Source organism: Lysinibacillus sp. NPDC094403 (assembly GCF_050278745.1).
Lineage (GTDB): Bacteria > Bacillota > Bacilli > Bacillales_A > Planococcaceae > Lysinibacillus.
On the sequence record NZ_JBNNTL010000004.1, the window covers coordinates 1 to 15284 of the forward strand.

At 37.8% G+C, this 15284-nt stretch carries 17 protein-coding genes; 2 read left to right on the forward strand and 15 right to left on the reverse strand.

Features of this window, described 5'->3' with window-relative positions:
- The 6 genes from ACQKMV_RS08510 to ACQKMV_RS08535 all read right to left on the reverse strand — a co-directional run.
- On the reverse strand, positions 1 to 1355 hold a 1355-nt coding region (locus tag ACQKMV_RS08510), incomplete at its 3' end, for a carboxypeptidase M32 (protein ID WP_427503390.1).
- A 137-nt stretch (positions 1356 to 1492) separates the two neighbouring features.
- Positions 1493 to 2164 carry a response regulator transcription factor gene (locus tag ACQKMV_RS08515; protein WP_427503391.1) on the reverse strand — a complete coding sequence of 224 codons (672 nt, stop codon included), beginning with the start codon at positions 2162 to 2164 and terminating at the stop codon, positions 1493 to 1495.
- Positions 2165 to 2177: 13 nt separating this feature from the next.
- The gene (locus tag ACQKMV_RS08520) at positions 2178 to 3374 is read right to left on the reverse strand and encodes a sensor histidine kinase (protein ID WP_427503393.1); all 1197 of its coding nucleotides are present in this window, start codon (positions 3372 to 3374) and stop codon (positions 2178 to 2180) included.
- Positions 3375 to 3380: 6 nt separating this feature from the next.
- On the reverse strand, positions 3381 to 3821 hold the full coding sequence (locus tag ACQKMV_RS08525; protein WP_427503394.1) for a hypothetical protein: 441 nt from the start codon (positions 3819 to 3821) through the stop codon (positions 3381 to 3383).
- A gap of 319 nt (positions 3822 to 4140) precedes the next feature.
- Positions 4141 to 5145 carry a serine hydrolase domain-containing protein gene (locus tag ACQKMV_RS08530; protein ID WP_427503395.1) on the reverse strand — a complete coding sequence of 335 codons (1005 nt, stop codon included), beginning with the start codon at positions 5143 to 5145 and terminating at the stop codon, positions 4141 to 4143.
- A gap of 24 nt (positions 5146 to 5169) precedes the next feature.
- The gene (locus ACQKMV_RS08535) at positions 5170 to 5994 is read right to left on the reverse strand and encodes a MerR family transcriptional regulator (protein ID WP_427503396.1); all 825 of its coding nucleotides are present in this window, start codon (positions 5992 to 5994) and stop codon (positions 5170 to 5172) included.
- Positions 5995 to 6175: 181 nt separating this feature from the next.
- Here ACQKMV_RS08535 and ACQKMV_RS08540 point away from each other — a divergent pair, with 181 nt between their 5' ends.
- Together ACQKMV_RS08540 and ACQKMV_RS08545 are read left to right on the forward strand one after the other, a co-directional pair.
- Positions 6176 to 6772, forward strand: coding sequence for a TetR/AcrR family transcriptional regulator (locus tag ACQKMV_RS08540; RefSeq protein WP_427503397.1), 597 nt, complete (start codon positions 6176 to 6178; stop codon positions 6770 to 6772).
- Between the two features lie 62 nt (positions 6773 to 6834).
- Positions 6835 to 7989 (forward strand): MFS transporter, encoded by a 1155-nt coding sequence (locus ACQKMV_RS08545; RefSeq protein WP_427503398.1) that lies wholly within the window; start codon positions 6835 to 6837, stop codon positions 7987 to 7989.
- A gap of 261 nt (positions 7990 to 8250) precedes the next feature.
- Here the strand turns inward: ACQKMV_RS08545 and mdh are convergent, their stop codons facing one another.
- The 9 genes from mdh to eutC form a co-directional block, all read right to left on the reverse strand.
- Positions 8251 to 9195: a malate dehydrogenase gene (mdh, locus tag ACQKMV_RS08550; protein ID WP_427503400.1), complete on the reverse strand. Its 945-nt coding sequence runs from the start codon at positions 9193 to 9195 to the stop codon at positions 8251 to 8253.
- A complete protein-coding gene (locus ACQKMV_RS08555) occupies positions 9195 to 9560 on the reverse strand; it encodes a BMC domain-containing protein (protein WP_134019289.1) in 366 nt (121 codons plus the stop codon). Before ACQKMV_RS08555 ends, mdh begins: the two co-directional genes overlap by 1 nt.
- Positions 9553 to 9837 (reverse strand): EutN/CcmL family microcompartment protein, encoded by a 285-nt coding sequence (locus ACQKMV_RS08560; protein ID WP_427424510.1) that lies wholly within the window; start codon positions 9835 to 9837, stop codon positions 9553 to 9555. The genes ACQKMV_RS08555 and ACQKMV_RS08560 overlap by 8 nt, the downstream gene beginning before the upstream one ends.
- Positions 9838 to 9874: 37 nt before the next feature.
- Positions 9875 to 10741: a phosphate propanoyltransferase gene (locus ACQKMV_RS08565; RefSeq protein ID WP_427503402.1), complete on the reverse strand. Its 867-nt coding sequence runs from the start codon at positions 10739 to 10741 to the stop codon at positions 9875 to 9877.
- A gap of 12 nt (positions 10742 to 10753) precedes the next feature.
- Complete coding sequence (locus ACQKMV_RS08570; protein WP_427503403.1) at positions 10754 to 11344, reverse strand: phosphate propanoyltransferase; 591 nt, start codon at positions 11342 to 11344, stop codon at positions 10754 to 10756.
- Positions 11345 to 11790: 446 nt separating this feature from the next.
- Entirely contained in the window at positions 11791 to 12069 is a 279-nt protein-coding gene (locus tag ACQKMV_RS08575; RefSeq protein WP_004269321.1) for a BMC domain-containing protein, read from the reverse strand.
- A 16-nt stretch (positions 12070 to 12085) separates the two neighbouring features.
- The gene (locus tag ACQKMV_RS08580; RefSeq protein ID WP_427503404.1) at positions 12086 to 13576 is read right to left on the reverse strand and encodes an aldehyde dehydrogenase family protein; all 1491 of its coding nucleotides are present in this window, start codon (positions 13574 to 13576) and stop codon (positions 12086 to 12088) included.
- Positions 13577 to 13590: 14 nt separating this feature from the next.
- Positions 13591 to 14241: an ethanolamine utilization microcompartment protein EutL gene (gene eutL / locus ACQKMV_RS08585; protein WP_427503405.1), complete on the reverse strand. Its 651-nt coding sequence runs from the start codon at positions 14239 to 14241 to the stop codon at positions 13591 to 13593.
- A 10-nt stretch (positions 14242 to 14251) separates the two neighbouring features.
- Positions 14252 to 15283, reverse strand: coding sequence for an ethanolamine ammonia-lyase subunit EutC (gene eutC, locus ACQKMV_RS08590; RefSeq protein WP_427503406.1), 1032 nt, complete (start codon positions 15281 to 15283; stop codon positions 14252 to 14254).
- Position 15284: the final 1 nt, after the last annotated feature.

Below are 15284 nucleotides of genomic sequence, written 5' to 3' on the forward strand. Positions count from 1 at the left end.
TCTCGAATTGGAAGAAGCTCTCCCTTTTCAAGCAGTTCATCAAAGTTTGGAATATCTTTATCTATTGCATGCTTCCATTGAGCAGCATAAATCATTCCTAGAGCATAAGATGGGAAATAACCAAACATACCACCTGACCAGTGCATATCTTGTAGTACTCCTTTTGCATCTGTCTCAGGACGAATGCCTAAATATTCCTCGTATTTATCATTCCATACTTGTGGAAGATCTTTTGCTTGAAGATCGCCGTTGAATAGGTCACGTTCAATTTCATAGCGAATCATAATATGTAGCGGATATGTTAACTCATCTGCTTCAATACGAATAAACGATGGCTCCACCATATTAATTGCTCGCAGGAAGTCAGCTAATGCTACATCACCAAATTGCTCAGGTGAATATTTTTGCAGTCGCTCGTAATTATGCTCCCAGAACTTTTCGTTCCTACCAACAAAATTTTCATAAAATAAAGATTGAGATTCATGTATTCCCATAGATGTCCCCGTTGCTAATGGTAAACCATCAAGCTTCACATCGATATTTTGTTCGTACATGGCGTGTCCACACTCATGGATTGTTCCAAAAATTGCTGAACGGAAATCGTTTTCATCATATTTCGTTGTAATACGATTATCTCCATGATTTAAGCCAATCATAAATGGGTGCACACTTTCGTCTAAGCGACCTGCATCAAAATCATAGCCAAGTTGTGTTAACATTTCTAATGATAATGCACGCTGAGATTCACGAGGGAAATGCTTAAATAATATGCTTGTATCTGGTTTATTTGGTGAAGCTGCGATTTTTTGCACAAGAGAAACGATTGTTTCACGTAATTCACCAAAAACTTGATCTAAAACATCAGTCGTCATTTCAGGTTCATATAAATCTAGTAATGTATTGTAAGGAGAACCGTTTTTAATACCCCAATATTGAATGAATTTCTTCTGACAGCTTATAATTTCCTCTAAATAAGGTAGGAATAAAGCAAAATTATTAGTTGCCTTTGCTTCTTCCCATGCTGTTTCCGCTTTAGATTGTAAAATTACGAATTCCTTATATTCATCCGCCGGAATTTTTTTATTTTGATCATACTCTTTACGTACTTCCTCTACTACACGCAGCGTAACATAATCGAGATCTCCCTTTTGCCCCTCTAGATCCGTTAGTAATTCCCCTAACTCTTCACTAGTTTGCATCTCAAATAAGGAGGCAGATAATGTTCCAACTACCTCTGAACGTTGAGCTAATCCTTTCTTAGGCGCACCCGTTCGCATATCCCAATAAATCACACTCAGTGCTTCTCCGTAGTGCTGCATTTTTTTCACATAGTCAGTAAATTGTTGTACAGTCATGCTAACAACCTCCTTTTCACGCTACTAGTTTATCATATTTTCGAAAATTTTGTATATTATGGACTTTATAGTATTTGTTGCAGCATATAGTAGCTACTCACAATTTATAATTTGTTATACATTCTTCCTCAGTTTATCTACAAAACTATTCTATTACGAATAGCATATACAACAGCTTGCGTTCGATCCTCTGCACCAATTTTTTGTAGAATACGATGAACATGCGTCTTAACTGTGCTCTCACTAATATGAAGCACATTGGAAATTTCTTCGTTTTTTAATCCGTACGCCATTTGTTGGAGAACTTCAAGCTCACGTTCGGTGAACATCTCAAACATCTCTATTTTTGCTTTATTCGCTTCAACATCTTCATTCGTTGATTTAATCGCTTTGGCCATAACCTTTGCCGCTATAGAAGTACGAAAAATTGCTTCTCCTCGGTATGCGGCCCTTATTGCATCAATAAGTTCATCTGGTGTTGCATCTTTAAGTAAATATCCCACTGCGCCTGAACGAATACCATCATAAACATATTCTTCTAAATCAAACGTTGTAAGGATGACTACTTTTATATCCGGAAATGCTGTTAAAATTTCACGAGTTGCTTCAATACCACTCTTTTCTGGCATTTGAACGTCCATTAATACAACGTGAGGAACAGTACTCTTAACTAGATCTACAGCTTCACTTCCATTTGCCGCTTCACCCACAACCTCCATATCTTCTTGAGCTTTAATAATGTAACTCAATCCATGACGTATTAATTTTTGATCATCTACAATCGCTACACGAATTAGATTTTTCTTCATATTTCTTCACCTTTCAAATACCGCTATCTAATGGCACTTTTACTATTAAAGCTAATCCATGAGGATCACGTGATTGGATTAGACAAGATCCGCCTGCTTTTTGACATCGTTCCTTTATCCCAGACAATCCAAATCCAGGTTTGAATTGTGTTTGTTCTGTAAATTTCCCATTATCCTCAATGCTCATTATTACATTCGCTTCATTATTAAAAATTGTTACTTCAACATTCGTTGCCTCAGCATGGCGAATAACATTCGTCAATGCTTCTTGCAAAATTCGATAAAGCGGCTCACAAGTTTCCAGTTTCCATTCTGTAATTTCATCAGTGATCGTGAATTTGATATTTAACCCACTATGCTCTCGAACTTGTTTGATTAGGCTTTGCAAAGCAATCAAACCTATTCCTTCATCATCTAGTGCCATTTGATGTACAACTGTTCGTACTTCCGTTAAACACCCACGAGTTATTTCTAAAATCGTTTGTAACGTTTTATCAATTTCTGAGGAATCTGCCTTCATGATATAAGGAAAGGCTTGTAATTGAACAATGATGGACGTAAGACCGTGTCCAATACTATCATGAATATCTCTAGCAATTCTGGTCCTTTCTTCAAGCACTGCATAGCGTAAAGATTGGACTGTAGAATCTTCTAACTCCTTATGTGCTTGTTGGAGTTCTTTATGTGCAGACTCTAACTGTGTATGGATTTCTTGTAATTCTTTAAAGTGATGAGCCTTTAATTCATTCGCTTCACGTCTAATGCGAGCACTTCGAAAAATCGCAAACATTCCTGCATAGGCAATAAAAAGTGTAAATATTTCATCCATCGTGCTATGTTCAAATTTGAGTAAAATTATTACGTTTGTAGCAATCACTATAGTAGCAAAAATAATGGATAATTTATCGGGTAGTCGTAGTGCAACATATCCTATAAGATAAAACATTAAGACAATTGCTGCCCGATCCTCTCCAAAACCTCCCCAGAAAAATGCTATTAATATCAATACCATGGATCCCATATAAATGCGTTTTGTACTACTCACTGTATTCGCTAACCATAGAAGAACCGAATACAGTGTGAAAATTACCATAGCAAATATTAAGTTTGGTACGGTAACAGCATTTATATTTTTTATTAAAATACATAACAATAATAAGTTAAAAAAAACTCTTCTCATTCGATTGTGTAAGAAACTTTTTAAATTCATATTTTTTCATCCCGTAAGTTGTTTGTATCTCATATAAATAATATACCGGCGAGCACATATACTACCAAGCGGTATAAATATAAGAGCATTCGTTAATGAGATTACCGCATGCTCTTTTCCCCAATTTGCTGCAAGTAGACGTAAAAGAAGAATGCCTAAAAATACAATAACTCCGGCGGCAGAACTTTGAGAAGTTACGATTCCTCTTTCATGATTAACACGAATTTTTTCTAGTTTTCCTCTCCATTTTCCTATACCTATGCCAATTATTAAACAAATGAAATACAATATTAAGCTTATTGGCGTTAATTTATCTGAGCTTATAACAGAAGTACACGCTAACCATATTAACAAAATCGGTGTTATCCACATCCGAGTTGGTCTAATTTGTTTCTCCCTTAACATAAGAAGAATTATGACAATAAAGACACCTAAGTAGCTACTCATTTCTTTCCCTCTCTTTATTTTATAAATTCTTAATGAAAGTATAATTGAAAAGAAAAGAAAAATAGTCCATTTTTGGATTGATTTTTTGAACTACTATCCATCTGTAGATGTAGTGCCAAAGAGGTACCTGAGAAACGACTAAATCGTTATTTCAATAATATTCGTCCCCTCATTGAAAAAACCTCTCCATTTAGGAATGTAAGTGACTTTAGTCACCTTTCCATTTCTACTCGGAGAGGGCAAATTTACTTTTAAGATTGCGAATCAGTAGTTATTATTTGGATAACTCTATCTTTCTCTTTTATGAACAGCATAAAATTTATATTATCGTTGGGATTATATTCTCTTTAATTAATGGCCATCTATCAAGTGGATTCATGATGAATTCCGAACTAATTGCTACAACCATATTCATTTTCGGTATGCAACAAATCATATTGCCACCATCCCCGATAGCTGAATATGTAGAAAGTCCATCTTCTTGTCGTAGCCACCATAAATAACCGTAATTATTAGAGTTCATCTCTGTTGATTCACGAATCCATGTCTCTGAAAGAACCTTATTATTTTCCCAAATGCCATTGTTTAAATAGAGGTAGCCAAATCGTGCCATATCACGAGTAGTTAATGTTAGTCCCCATCCACCTGTCGAATGACCGTTTGGATCATGTACCCACCCCTTAACGTTTTTCCCAAATAAATCATCAAACCCATATGCGTTCATTTGGTAGTCAGGAATTTCTCTCATCCCAAGCGGTGTAAACAAATGTTCATTGGCGAACGCTCGAGCACTCTTGCCCGTACTTTGAGTAAGAATAGCTGACAATAAATGTGCTCCAGCTGTGGAATATTTGAATGCGCCTATATCCCCATCTTTTCCCATTATATCAAGTGTATATTTTATCCAATCCTGCTGTTGACAAAGAACATCTAACGGCTCCTGCCAATCCTCATATGGATATGGTACTGTCATCGTTAGAAGATGTCGTATAGTAATCTGTTGTTTCTGCTTATCAGCATCAGAAATATATTTTGGGAAAAAATCTATCAATTTCTCTTCCACGCTTTTAATATATCCTTTATCGATAGCGATACCTATAAGTGCTGATAGTACACTTTTGGTAACAGATGCAACATGGTGGCAATCATTAGGACCTTTGCTGTTAAAATATTTTTCATATGCTAAATGACCATTTCGTATTATAACAATGCCATTTATATTGTTATAATCACTTGTTATCGTCTGCTCTAGCTCGGAAAGCTTTTCAATGTTCATATATATGCTTTCAGACTTTACCGTTTGCCAATTAATTGTTGATTGCATAGGAACCTCCTATTGTTAATTTTGTCATTTTTTCTTTACAGGAAAATATACCTCAGTAATATAATCCTCAGGAGAATTTGCTTGAATTGGATCTGTTACATATATTTCATATGGCGGTAATATCAATTCATAACCCTCGTTTTCAATCCACTTCATCAAATTAGCATAGACAGATGTTAATTCTGGATAAGCCCCCTTTAAAACAGATTTAGCACATAGGCTACCAGGCAAATCTCTCGTTCCTTTGACAGACTCAGCTATTGGAATAGCGAACTCAGTATCATTACCAGTAGGATTAAATTCAGGGCTATGGTAAATCGTCATCGGCTTACCGAGTAAAGTGAGCTGCTCCATCGCAATCTTTTCATATAGCTTGCTAAAATAGTTACCGTATCCCGATGAATAGTCATCACTGCTCATTATTAGACGCTTAAAAAGGATATTTATTGGCTTTGTTTCAACTAGCTGTACCTCGATATCGTCAAGGTACGACATGATTGGTACTCCCTTTTCTAAGTTTGCAATATCATGACTTAGTTGTTTTACAAGATATTCAAAAGCCTTTAGTTTTTCTTGCATCTCATTTCTCTTATGGTTAAGCGCCGAATAAAGCATTTCTTCGGATTGATCCTTTTCTAATTCCAACATAGTTTTAATTTCTTCAAGAGAAAAATGATAGGATTTTAAACGGTTGATATAGAGCATCCTTTTAAGCTGTTCGATGGAATAATACCTATAACCGCTTTCAGTATTAATCTCATCTGGGTTTATTAATCCAATTTCATCGTAATATCGAAGTGTTTTTGTCGAGACACCACATATCTTCGAGAATTCTCCAATTGATAGCACAAAACCACCTCACTCATTGATTTGTTACTTGCTACAATTCATTTATACACCTTCCCCTAAGGACAAAGTCAATCAAGATTTATGCTTTACTACCTTTATCTTTAACTTCCTTGACTGAAAAATTTTATTGACCGTTTAGTACAAAAAAGATATGCTATTAGTCAATGAGAGGTGAATAAATTTGACTAAACGAGGCAGACCCCGGGAGTTTGATTATTCCTCAATTGTAGATGTCGCTATGAAAACTTTTTGGATAAGAGGGTATGAGGGGTGTTCTACACAGGACTTATGCAATGATACTGGACTCGGGAAAGGCAGCTTATACAATACTTTTGGTAGCAAACATGAACTGTATAAACAAGTATTAGAACGCTATCATGAGTTTGGAATTAAGGAACAGCAGGAATTATTAAATGCTCCAATTGCATTGAAAGAGCGGTTATGTAATTTTTTCGAATGGGCATTGAAGGAAGATTTTGAGAATATTGATCAAAAGGGTTGTTTATTAATTAATGCGAGTTTGGAAAGAGCTAATATTGACGTAATGGTTCAAGAAATTTTCTCACGACATGTCGAACTTCTTAAACTAGCTATTGAAAAAGTAATGGAGGAAGGATTGCAAACTGGCGAAATTTCAAAAAAGCAAACAGCTGAGGAATTAGCTAGTCTTTTTTTAAGCAGTTATTACGGGTTTCGTGTTCTTAATGTTTCGATGCAAAATCGGATGTTATCTGAGCAGATTATGAACGGAACATTAGAATCTATTTTTGGCGCTTAGTGCGCTCTTTTTTAGCATCATTTTTGTACCAATCGTTACAATAATATATTAGGAGTGTTTTTATGCCATCGATTATTTATTTACTAGCTCTAGCAATTTTTTGTATGACTACATCTGAATTTATGGTTGCAGGTATGATGAACGAGCTTGCTCTAGCATTTCAGGTTTCTGTATCTTCAATCGGGTATTTAATTACAGCTTATGCAGGAGCAATGGTAGTAGGAGGACCTATTTTAACTGCAATTCTTCTACGAATAAGCAGTAAACAAGCATTATTATTTTTAATGTTTGTATTTTTAATCGGCCAGTCGCTCGGAGCTATCGCTTGGAACTATGATATTATGATGGTCTCTCGCATTATTACCGGTATTGCTTCATCTTCAGCATTTGGTGTTGCCATTTCCTTTTCTGCAACATTGGTTCCCCCTAATTCAAGGGGAAAAGCTGCATCTATTGTTCTTGCAGGTTTAATGATCGCAACAGTCTTAGGCTTACCTATAACAACAGTTATCTCGCAAAATTTTGGTTGGCGTACGAGTTTTTGGTTTGTTTCTATTCTTGTACTAATTTCCGGGATAATGATTCAATTGTTACTACCATCATCACCAAACAAAGAACTATTAAACTGGAAAGACGAGCTCATGAGCTTTAAAAATATTCATCTTTGGGCAGCGTACATAACAAGTATGTTTATTATAGGTGGTACGTTTGCAGCATTTAGCTATTTCACGCCTATCTTTACAAATATCACAGGCTTTTCAAGCGCAAGTATTCCATATTTACTTGCTCTCTATGGTAGTGCAACAGTAATCGGGAATATAGTGATTGGCAAGTTTGCTGATAAATATACAATGGAAACACTTTTGAGTGGATTGATTATTTTAATCGTAGCATTGTCTTTATTTGCTTTAGGAGCTGAAAATAAATATATTGCAGTTATTACTACTATTTTTATTGGCTTTACTGGTGTAGCAATGAATCCAGCTATGGTGGCGAGAGTGATGAAAACAGCTAATAATGGCACGATGATAAATACCATTCATAGTTCTTTTATTACGCTTGGTATTGTTATTGGTTCATCACTTGGCGGCCTAGGTATTAGTAATGGATATGGCTATATATCACCACTGTGGATTGGCGTTATTTTAGCTATCCTAGGGTTACTATCATTATTCCCTTACTTACATAAAAGGAAGGAAAATTATCTTTCTAAATAGATACTTCCTTCTCCCCCAATCATAAAATCTTTAATAGGAGCTATCACATTTTTAATTAGTAAACGAAAGAAGCTCTCCTCGTCGTTTTCACGATCAAGGAGAGCTTCTTATACTATATAAATTCAGGGGAATTTTTAACTAGCTTTCAATTATAATGTTCGGTTTCCAATCAAACATTTTTTAGAGCTAAAATTTATGACAATAGATATATTGTTGGGGATCCAATATATCATATTGACGAATAGGGTCTGATTACCCTATTTAAATGTTTTGGCAAATTTGTAATACTTGTTTTACGGCTTCTGCTGATTGATGAAGCGCTGTTTTTTCTTCATTTGTCAGGTGCAATTCAATAACTGATTCAATGCCATTGCCACCTAATATTGTCGGCACCCCTAAAAATAATTCGTGGTAACCGTACTCTCCTTCCAAAAGGGCGATAGAAGGAATTATTTTACGTTGATCTTTCATGATGATTTCGACCATCTGTGCACATGCAGCAGCTGGCGCATAATATGCACTACCATTGCCTAACAAACCAACAATTTCTCCGCCACCTTTACGTGTACGTTCTACGATTTGCTGTAGTCTGTCTTGAGGAATCAGCTTGTCTAATGGGATACCTCCAGCATAGGAATATCGAATTAGAGGGACCATTTCGTCGCCATGTCCACCTAAAACGAATCCTGACACATCCTCTGGTGCAATTTGTAGTTCTTGAGCTACAAATGTATTAAAACGCGCTGTATCTAATACACCTGATTGGCCAATGATACGATTTTTCGGAAAACCTGTTTCCTTATAGCAAACATAGGTCATGGCATCAACAGGATTGCTTAATACAATGACTATGCTGTTAGGTGCATAATGTTTGATTTGTCTAGAAATTTGTTGAATTATTTTTGCATTCGTTGTCACTAAGTCATCTCGACTCATGCCTGGTTTACGAGGAATACCAGCTGTAATAATAACAATATTTGCTCCAACTATATCCTCATAATTGCTCGTTCCTTTAATAGAAACGTTAAACTTTTCGATTGGTCCTGTTTGTAATAGATCCAACGCTTTTCCTTTTGTCGGATTCTCCGCTTCTGGAATATCCAACAGAACAACATCGCCTAGCTCTTTTTGGGCTAAAAATAAGCTTAATGTCGCGCCTGTATGACCAGCTCCAATAACAGCGATTTTACTTTTTCGAAATGTCATTAAGCCTCACCTCGATTTTCAGTAGCTGCTGTTTCCGTCGTTTTTTTAGCACGCGTTGATGTTGGAGTTGATGCTGGCTTTTTCTTTGGTGCTTCTGGTCCTTTAATCATTTGGAAAACATCTTCATCTGGACGCGGAATTACGTGAGCGCCTAATAGTTCTCCAACGCGCATTGCAGCGGCTTTTCCAGCTTCTACTGCTGCTTGGACAGAACCAACATCACCTTTCACGACGACTGTCACAATCCCACCATCTACGAACTCTTGCTTGACGATGGTTACATCTGATGACTTAATCATCGCATCGGCTGCCTCGTAAGAACCAACTAAACCTTTTGTCTCAATCATTCCAATTGCGCTACTCATTCTCTTCACCTCGCATAACTTCCGTAGAATCTATAATACCTATTACAACTGAATCGATAGGCAACGGATTTTCTTTCATAATATATCGGGATGATCCACCACTTGTAATGAGCACATCATCTCCAATTCCCGCCCCGATTCGGTCAGCTGCTACTATTTCCGTGCGAATTGGCTGCTGATTGGAGTCAATTGGTTGAATGATTAATAATTTTAAACCATTCAACCCTTCTTCCTTACGTGTTGCCCATACACTGCCTATCACTCTACCCATTTGCATGAACTTCACCTTCTTTACCTTGCATGGACTTTTCTAATTACTCAGAGCGAATTGTTAACGTCTTATTCAACTCTCGTATTTTGTCATAAGCCAATGCTGTTACAATTGTTTTTTTAGGAACAACAATTTCCTGTGCTTCTATTTCAAGTACTTCTACTTGCGAAAGCAGTTTCTTATCAAATTGATAGCTTATTGGTTTTTCAGCCTGACTTACGACTAGCGGAAGTTCTTTGACATTTATTTGTTCCTTAGCTTGAGCATTGACAATTTCCGCAAATGCACCTTGTTGGATTAAACCGGCATTTGCCTCATCTGTATCGATATGCATCTCCAATCGATAACGCTCTGAAACGCGAATCATTACATTTGATAAAATAATCGGTCTTATACCTTCTACTTTCATTTGTACCGATTGTCCGTCCACTACTTGGAACCGAGCACTGTCAGTCGGTGACATATGAATATGTGCTTGGGCAATAATGAGTCCCTCATTTAGCACAACACTACCCTTTGGACCAATAAGTGTAACGGGGCTAGAGCCTTTTATATCTCCTGATACCCTTAAAGGTGGCTTAACCCCTAATTTCATCGAGTCTGTCCAGCTAATTTCTACTTGAGATAATGAACGAGCTGGACCTAAAATGCGTACCCGCTCAATGGAACCCTTTGGACCAGCAATAACAACTGTTTCCTCTGCAGCAAACTGTCCTGGCTGTGAAAGCTCAAACTTCGGTGTTAATTGATAATTCTCACCAAAAAGCTGCTCAACTTCCGCTTGTGCAAGATGTACATGTCGTGCTGAAACACCAATAGGGATTTTTCCGTCATGTTGAGAGGAAGGCTGATCTTTTAAAACTTGCTGCAATACTTCTTCAACAATTTTTTGGATTAAATTTTCCTGCATCTAACCTCCTCCTTATGTCAATGATCTAATAATTCTTCCTTGTGCTTGCTGTTCAATAAAGCCAGCATTCGCTTCATCTGTATCGATATGCATCTCTAAACTAAAATCGTTTGACACACGAACTACAACCCCACGAAATGTCACAGGTCGCTCACTCTCAACCTCAACAGATACTAATTCATTATTTTGTACGTCCAATGCTAACGCATCTTCTTCCGTCATATGAATATGTGCCTGTGCAATAATGACTCCCTGCTTGATGATTATTTCTTTTTCTTGATTGATCAATTTGATGCCAGCTGAACTTTCGATATCACCCGATTGCCTTAAAGGAGGGGTTAATCCTAATTTCATTGCATCTGTTCGACTAATTTCCACCTGTGTTGCCGCTCTTACAGGACCTAGTACACGTACATTGTGAAGGACACCTTTTGGTCCCTCAATGGAGACGCGCTCTTTAGCTGCAAACTGTCCTGGTTGCGAAAGATCAAAATCCTTCGTTAGCGTTGCATTTGGACCAAAAAGTGCCTGTAAATCCTCTTCACTGACATGTATATGACGAGCTGAAATGGCCACAGGAAATGTTTTTGTTGCTGTATTCAAATTAGCCACCTCTATATCTTTTTAGCTATATTGTTATAGGAATGAAAGCAGGATGAGGAACAATGTCTAACACCCTGCCCTTCCGTTTATGATGTTCTATCCGTCGCTTCGGGGATTCTTTCCGTCGCTTTGACTGTTCGATCCGTCACTTTGGCTTTTCTTTCCGTCGGTTCGGACCTTCATTCCGTCGCTTTGGCTTTTCCTTCCGTAGTTTCGGACCTTCATTCCGTCGCTTCGGCTCTTCATTCCGTCGCTCTGGCTTCTATCCGTCGCTTCGGACCTTCTTTCCGTCGCTCTGGCTTCTATCCGTCGCTTCGGACCTTCATTCCGTCGCTCTGGCCTCTATCCGTCGCTTCGGCTCTTCTTTCCGTCGCTTTGGCTTTTCCTTCCGTCGCTTCGGCTCTTCTTTCCGTCACTTTAGTTATTAAGAGCTTTCGCCCACAATCTTAAGCTTCTGCTTTTGGTAAAATCATTTCTAACTCATGGTGTGGACGTGGGATTACATGTACTGATAAAAGTTCTCCTACACGTTGTGCTGCTGCTGCACCTGCATCAGTAGCTGCTTTTACTGCACCTACATCACCTCGAACTAATACAGTGACAATACCGCCACCAACATGTACTTTTCCTACTAAATTAACGCTAGCAGCCTTCACCATTGCATCTGCTGCTTCAATTGCTCCTACTAATCCTTTTGTTTCTACCATTCCTAATGCTGTACTCATTTGTCATTCCTCCAAATTATTTATTTTGTAATGTGATTTGTTTTAATACTTGATCAACAATTTGTTGCACAACTGCTGTATCCAAAGATGGATCTTGTGCCTTAATATTCTCTACTACTGGATTTGCTAAAAATTCTGGTTTTGGTACCTCTACATCTTTAATGCCATAAGCCATACGTTTAATATTCAATAAATGTCTCGCTGTAATGTTATCGGACGTAATATTGCCACCAAACGTACCACATCCTAATGTGAAGGATGGTGCTAATCCAGTAGTTCCACCAACAGCGCCAATAGATGATAATGTATTGACAACAATTCTGGATACTGGTAATTCTACTGAAAACTGCTCAGCTAAAGCTGTATTTTCTGTATGAATCGAACATGAATGTCCGCGTCCACCAATGTTTAGTAAATCAATCATCACCTGTTTTGCCTCTGTACTGTCCTCGACTGTGTATAACGCAAATATCGGTGACAGTTTTTCAAGTGAAAATGGAATGTTTTTGCCGATCATTGTTTCCATACCAACAAGTACTTTTGTATCTTCCGGTACGGTAATTCCGATAGAATCTGCTAAGCAAGCTGCTGATTTACCTACAATTTGAGGATTTACCTTGCCAGGAACAGGAGAAATCAACTTCTCCATCTTCACCTTCTCTTCATCACTCAAAATATAAGCATTGTTTTTCTTTAACTCTGTTAACACTTGCTCTGCAATGACTTTGTCTACAATAATTGACTGCTCTGTAGCACAAATTGTGCCGTTATCAAATGACTTACTTTGTACAAGCTGGCGAACAGATTTGGATATATTCGCTGATTTTTCAATGTAAGCTGGAACATTTCCTGGTCCTACACCATAAGCAGGTTTGCCTGAACTATAGGCTGCTTTTACTAGCGCACCGCCACCAGTCGCTAAAATTAAATGAATATCTGGATGCTTCATTAATTGTTGCGTAGCCTCCATAGAAGACATTGTTAAACAGTGTAGCAATCCTTCTGGTGCTCCTGCTTTTTCCGCAGCTACTCTACAAATCTCTAAAGCTTCCTTTGTACATTCAACCGCATATGGATGTGGACTTAATACAAGACCATTTCTAGTTTTCAATGATATAAGTGTTTTAAAAATTGCTGTTGATGTTGGATTTGTCGTTGGAACAATGCCCGCGACTACTCCAAACGGACTAGCAATCTCTGTAACTTTCTTCATTCGATCGAAACCAACGACACCAACAGTTTTTAAATCTTTAATATCTTCATAGACATCTCTCGAGGCAACCTCATTTTTCATTTTTTTATGATTAGGTATACCCATCCCCGTTTCTTGAACGGCCATATTTGCCAAACGTTCTGCCTCTTTAAATGCGGCATCCGCAACAGCCTTGACGATATTATCTACTTGCTGTTGTGAATACTGCATGTAAGCAGCCTGTGCAATATTGGCACTTCTCACGGCGTCTCTCATTTCTTGAATTGCTAATAAATCTTTATCTAGTGTGGCCATAAAGCCCCTCCTTTCTAAACAACTGGATTTCTCGCTAAATTCTCAATAGCTTCTCTAAAAGCATTTGCAGCGGCTTGACAGGAAGATTGGCTACCACTTACTAAACCGCCACCGAAATTGGTTTCAGATGGTGGACCAAAGAATACCTTTAGCTCTACATCTGCCGCCTTTAATGCTGCATCTAAACCAACTACAGCTTCAAGTGGCGGTGCAATTAAATAAGCAAGAGCTGTTCCAACCTTAACGTTTGCTATCTCTGCCAGATACGTACCACAGCTTGCTACAGTATGTGCAAAAAGAGCGTGGTTTTCATTTTGAAGAATGGCTTCAAAATACGTATCAAACTGAATCTTCTGTTGAATCGCATCTAAACCACTGCGTATTTCATCAGGCGATCTTCCAGCAATGATACCAATGACCTCACCAGATAATGGCCCAGATGCATGTGCCGCTCCAGCATAAAAGCTTTTTGCATAAACAACATCAACGTCTGCTTTTTTCGTAGCCTCGTCTAAAGCTACATATCCAACATCATCTATTGTTAGAGTTACGAGTCCAATGCTATTGTGATATGGCTTTAAGTCTAATTGCTCTGCCAATTCACTATTCACTCTTGGAATGATTTGCATTGCCAAAATTTCAGCCATAATTTTTTGAGGATTCATTGTTGGCCCCCTAACCTTCTTTTGCCACAAGACCTACTCCACTTGCCTTGTAATGCAATATTTTTTGAACTACTGTTCCTAAATAAGCACCTGCCTCTAATGGCGGGATACCACCTTTATGAATGTTCGAAACGACCATTCGATCAGCTTCTACTGTGCCAATTCTAGGTTGATAGCATATATAGGCACTCATTGATTCAGCTGATACAAGCCCAGGACGCTCACCAATTAAATAAACGATCACTTCTGCTTGCAAAAGCTCGCCAATTTCATCCATAAGAGCAACACGGCCTTTATCAATATAGAAAGTAGTGCCAATTTCAATATTTAAATTGCTAAGACTTTGCTGTAACGCTAAATAAACATCTTGCACATTTTCTTCAATCGCACTTGCACTTAATCCGTTAGAAATAATAATTTGTACCTTTGGATTTTTTACACACTTCGATTGGATAAGTGCCTTCGATTCATCTGATAAACGACGACCTAAATCCGGTCTAGTAATGTATTCTTCCTTATCTGTCACTCTAGTAGTTACTTGAAAGACATCAAGCTTTTGTAGTAGCCCTTCTGTCACTTCTCCATATACTGCATCTACTGCTGCTGCATGATCGAGTCGGAACTTTAGCCAAGTTTTAGTTTTTGGTCTTGTCCCAGCTCTTCCAACACCTATTCTTGCTGGTGTATGCTTTTTAGCAGCTTGAACACTTTCAGACACTTCGTCCTCTTCAAATTTAAATTCTGTGATAGGTACCGAAGTAAAAGTCGGTTCATCATTACTTGCGCTGTAATATGATTGTTCATGATGACGTGCCTCAGTATGATAAAGCTTAATTAATGGTTCATTAGATTGTTCTGTTGTGCTTGGACTTGCTACATCATCAGCATGATTAACATTAGCTACCGAATCGTAAAATTTAATAAGTGTTTCCTTTTGTTCTTCTGCTGGTACAGCTGGTTCATGAGAAGATTTGTCTGACCCATTATTGCCTATCTGTTCCATAACGAGCTGTGTAATCATCGAAACTAATTGTTCATTCAAT

Excerpts from the sequence above, each read along its gene's own strand:
- ACQKMV_RS08515 (WP_427503391.1), bottom strand. The coding sequence starts at position 2,164 with ATGAAGAAAAATCTAATTCGTGTAGCGATTGTAGATGATCAAAAATTA.
- ACQKMV_RS08520 (WP_427503393.1), bottom strand. The coding sequence starts at position 3,374 with ATGAATTTAAAAAGTTTCTTACACAATCGAATGAGAAGAGTTTTTTTT.
- ACQKMV_RS08525 (WP_427503394.1), bottom strand. The coding sequence starts at position 3,821 with ATGAGTAGCTACTTAGGTGTCTTTATTGTCATAATTCTTCTTATGTTA.
- ACQKMV_RS08530 (WP_427503395.1), bottom strand. The coding sequence starts at position 5,145 with ATGCAATCAACAATTAATTGGCAAACGGTAAAGTCTGAAAGCATATAT.
- ACQKMV_RS08545 (WP_427503398.1), top strand. The coding sequence starts at position 6,835 with ATGCCATCGATTATTTATTTACTAGCTCTAGCAATTTTTTGTATGACT.
- mdh (WP_427503400.1), bottom strand. The coding sequence starts at position 9,195 with ATGACATTTCGAAAAAGTAAAATCGCTGTTATTGGAGCTGGTCATACA.
- ACQKMV_RS08555 (WP_134019289.1), bottom strand. The coding sequence starts at position 9,560 with ATGAGTAGCGCAATTGGAATGATTGAGACAAAAGGTTTAGTTGGTTCT.
- ACQKMV_RS08560 (WP_427424510.1), bottom strand. The coding sequence starts at position 9,837 with ATGCAAATGGGTAGAGTGATAGGCAGTGTATGGGCAACACGTAAGGAA.
- ACQKMV_RS08565 (WP_427503402.1), bottom strand. The coding sequence starts at position 10,741 with ATGCAGGAAAATTTAATCCAAAAAATTGTTGAAGAAGTATTGCAGCAA.
- ACQKMV_RS08575 (WP_004269321.1), bottom strand. The coding sequence starts at position 12,069 with ATGAGTACAGCATTAGGAATGGTAGAAACAAAAGGATTAGTAGGAGCA.
- ACQKMV_RS08580 (WP_427503404.1), bottom strand. The coding sequence starts at position 13,576 with ATGGCCACACTAGATAAAGATTTATTAGCAATTCAAGAAATGAGAGAC.
- eutL (WP_427503405.1), bottom strand. The coding sequence starts at position 14,241 with ATGAATCCTCAAAAAATTATGGCTGAAATTTTGGCAATGCAAATCATT.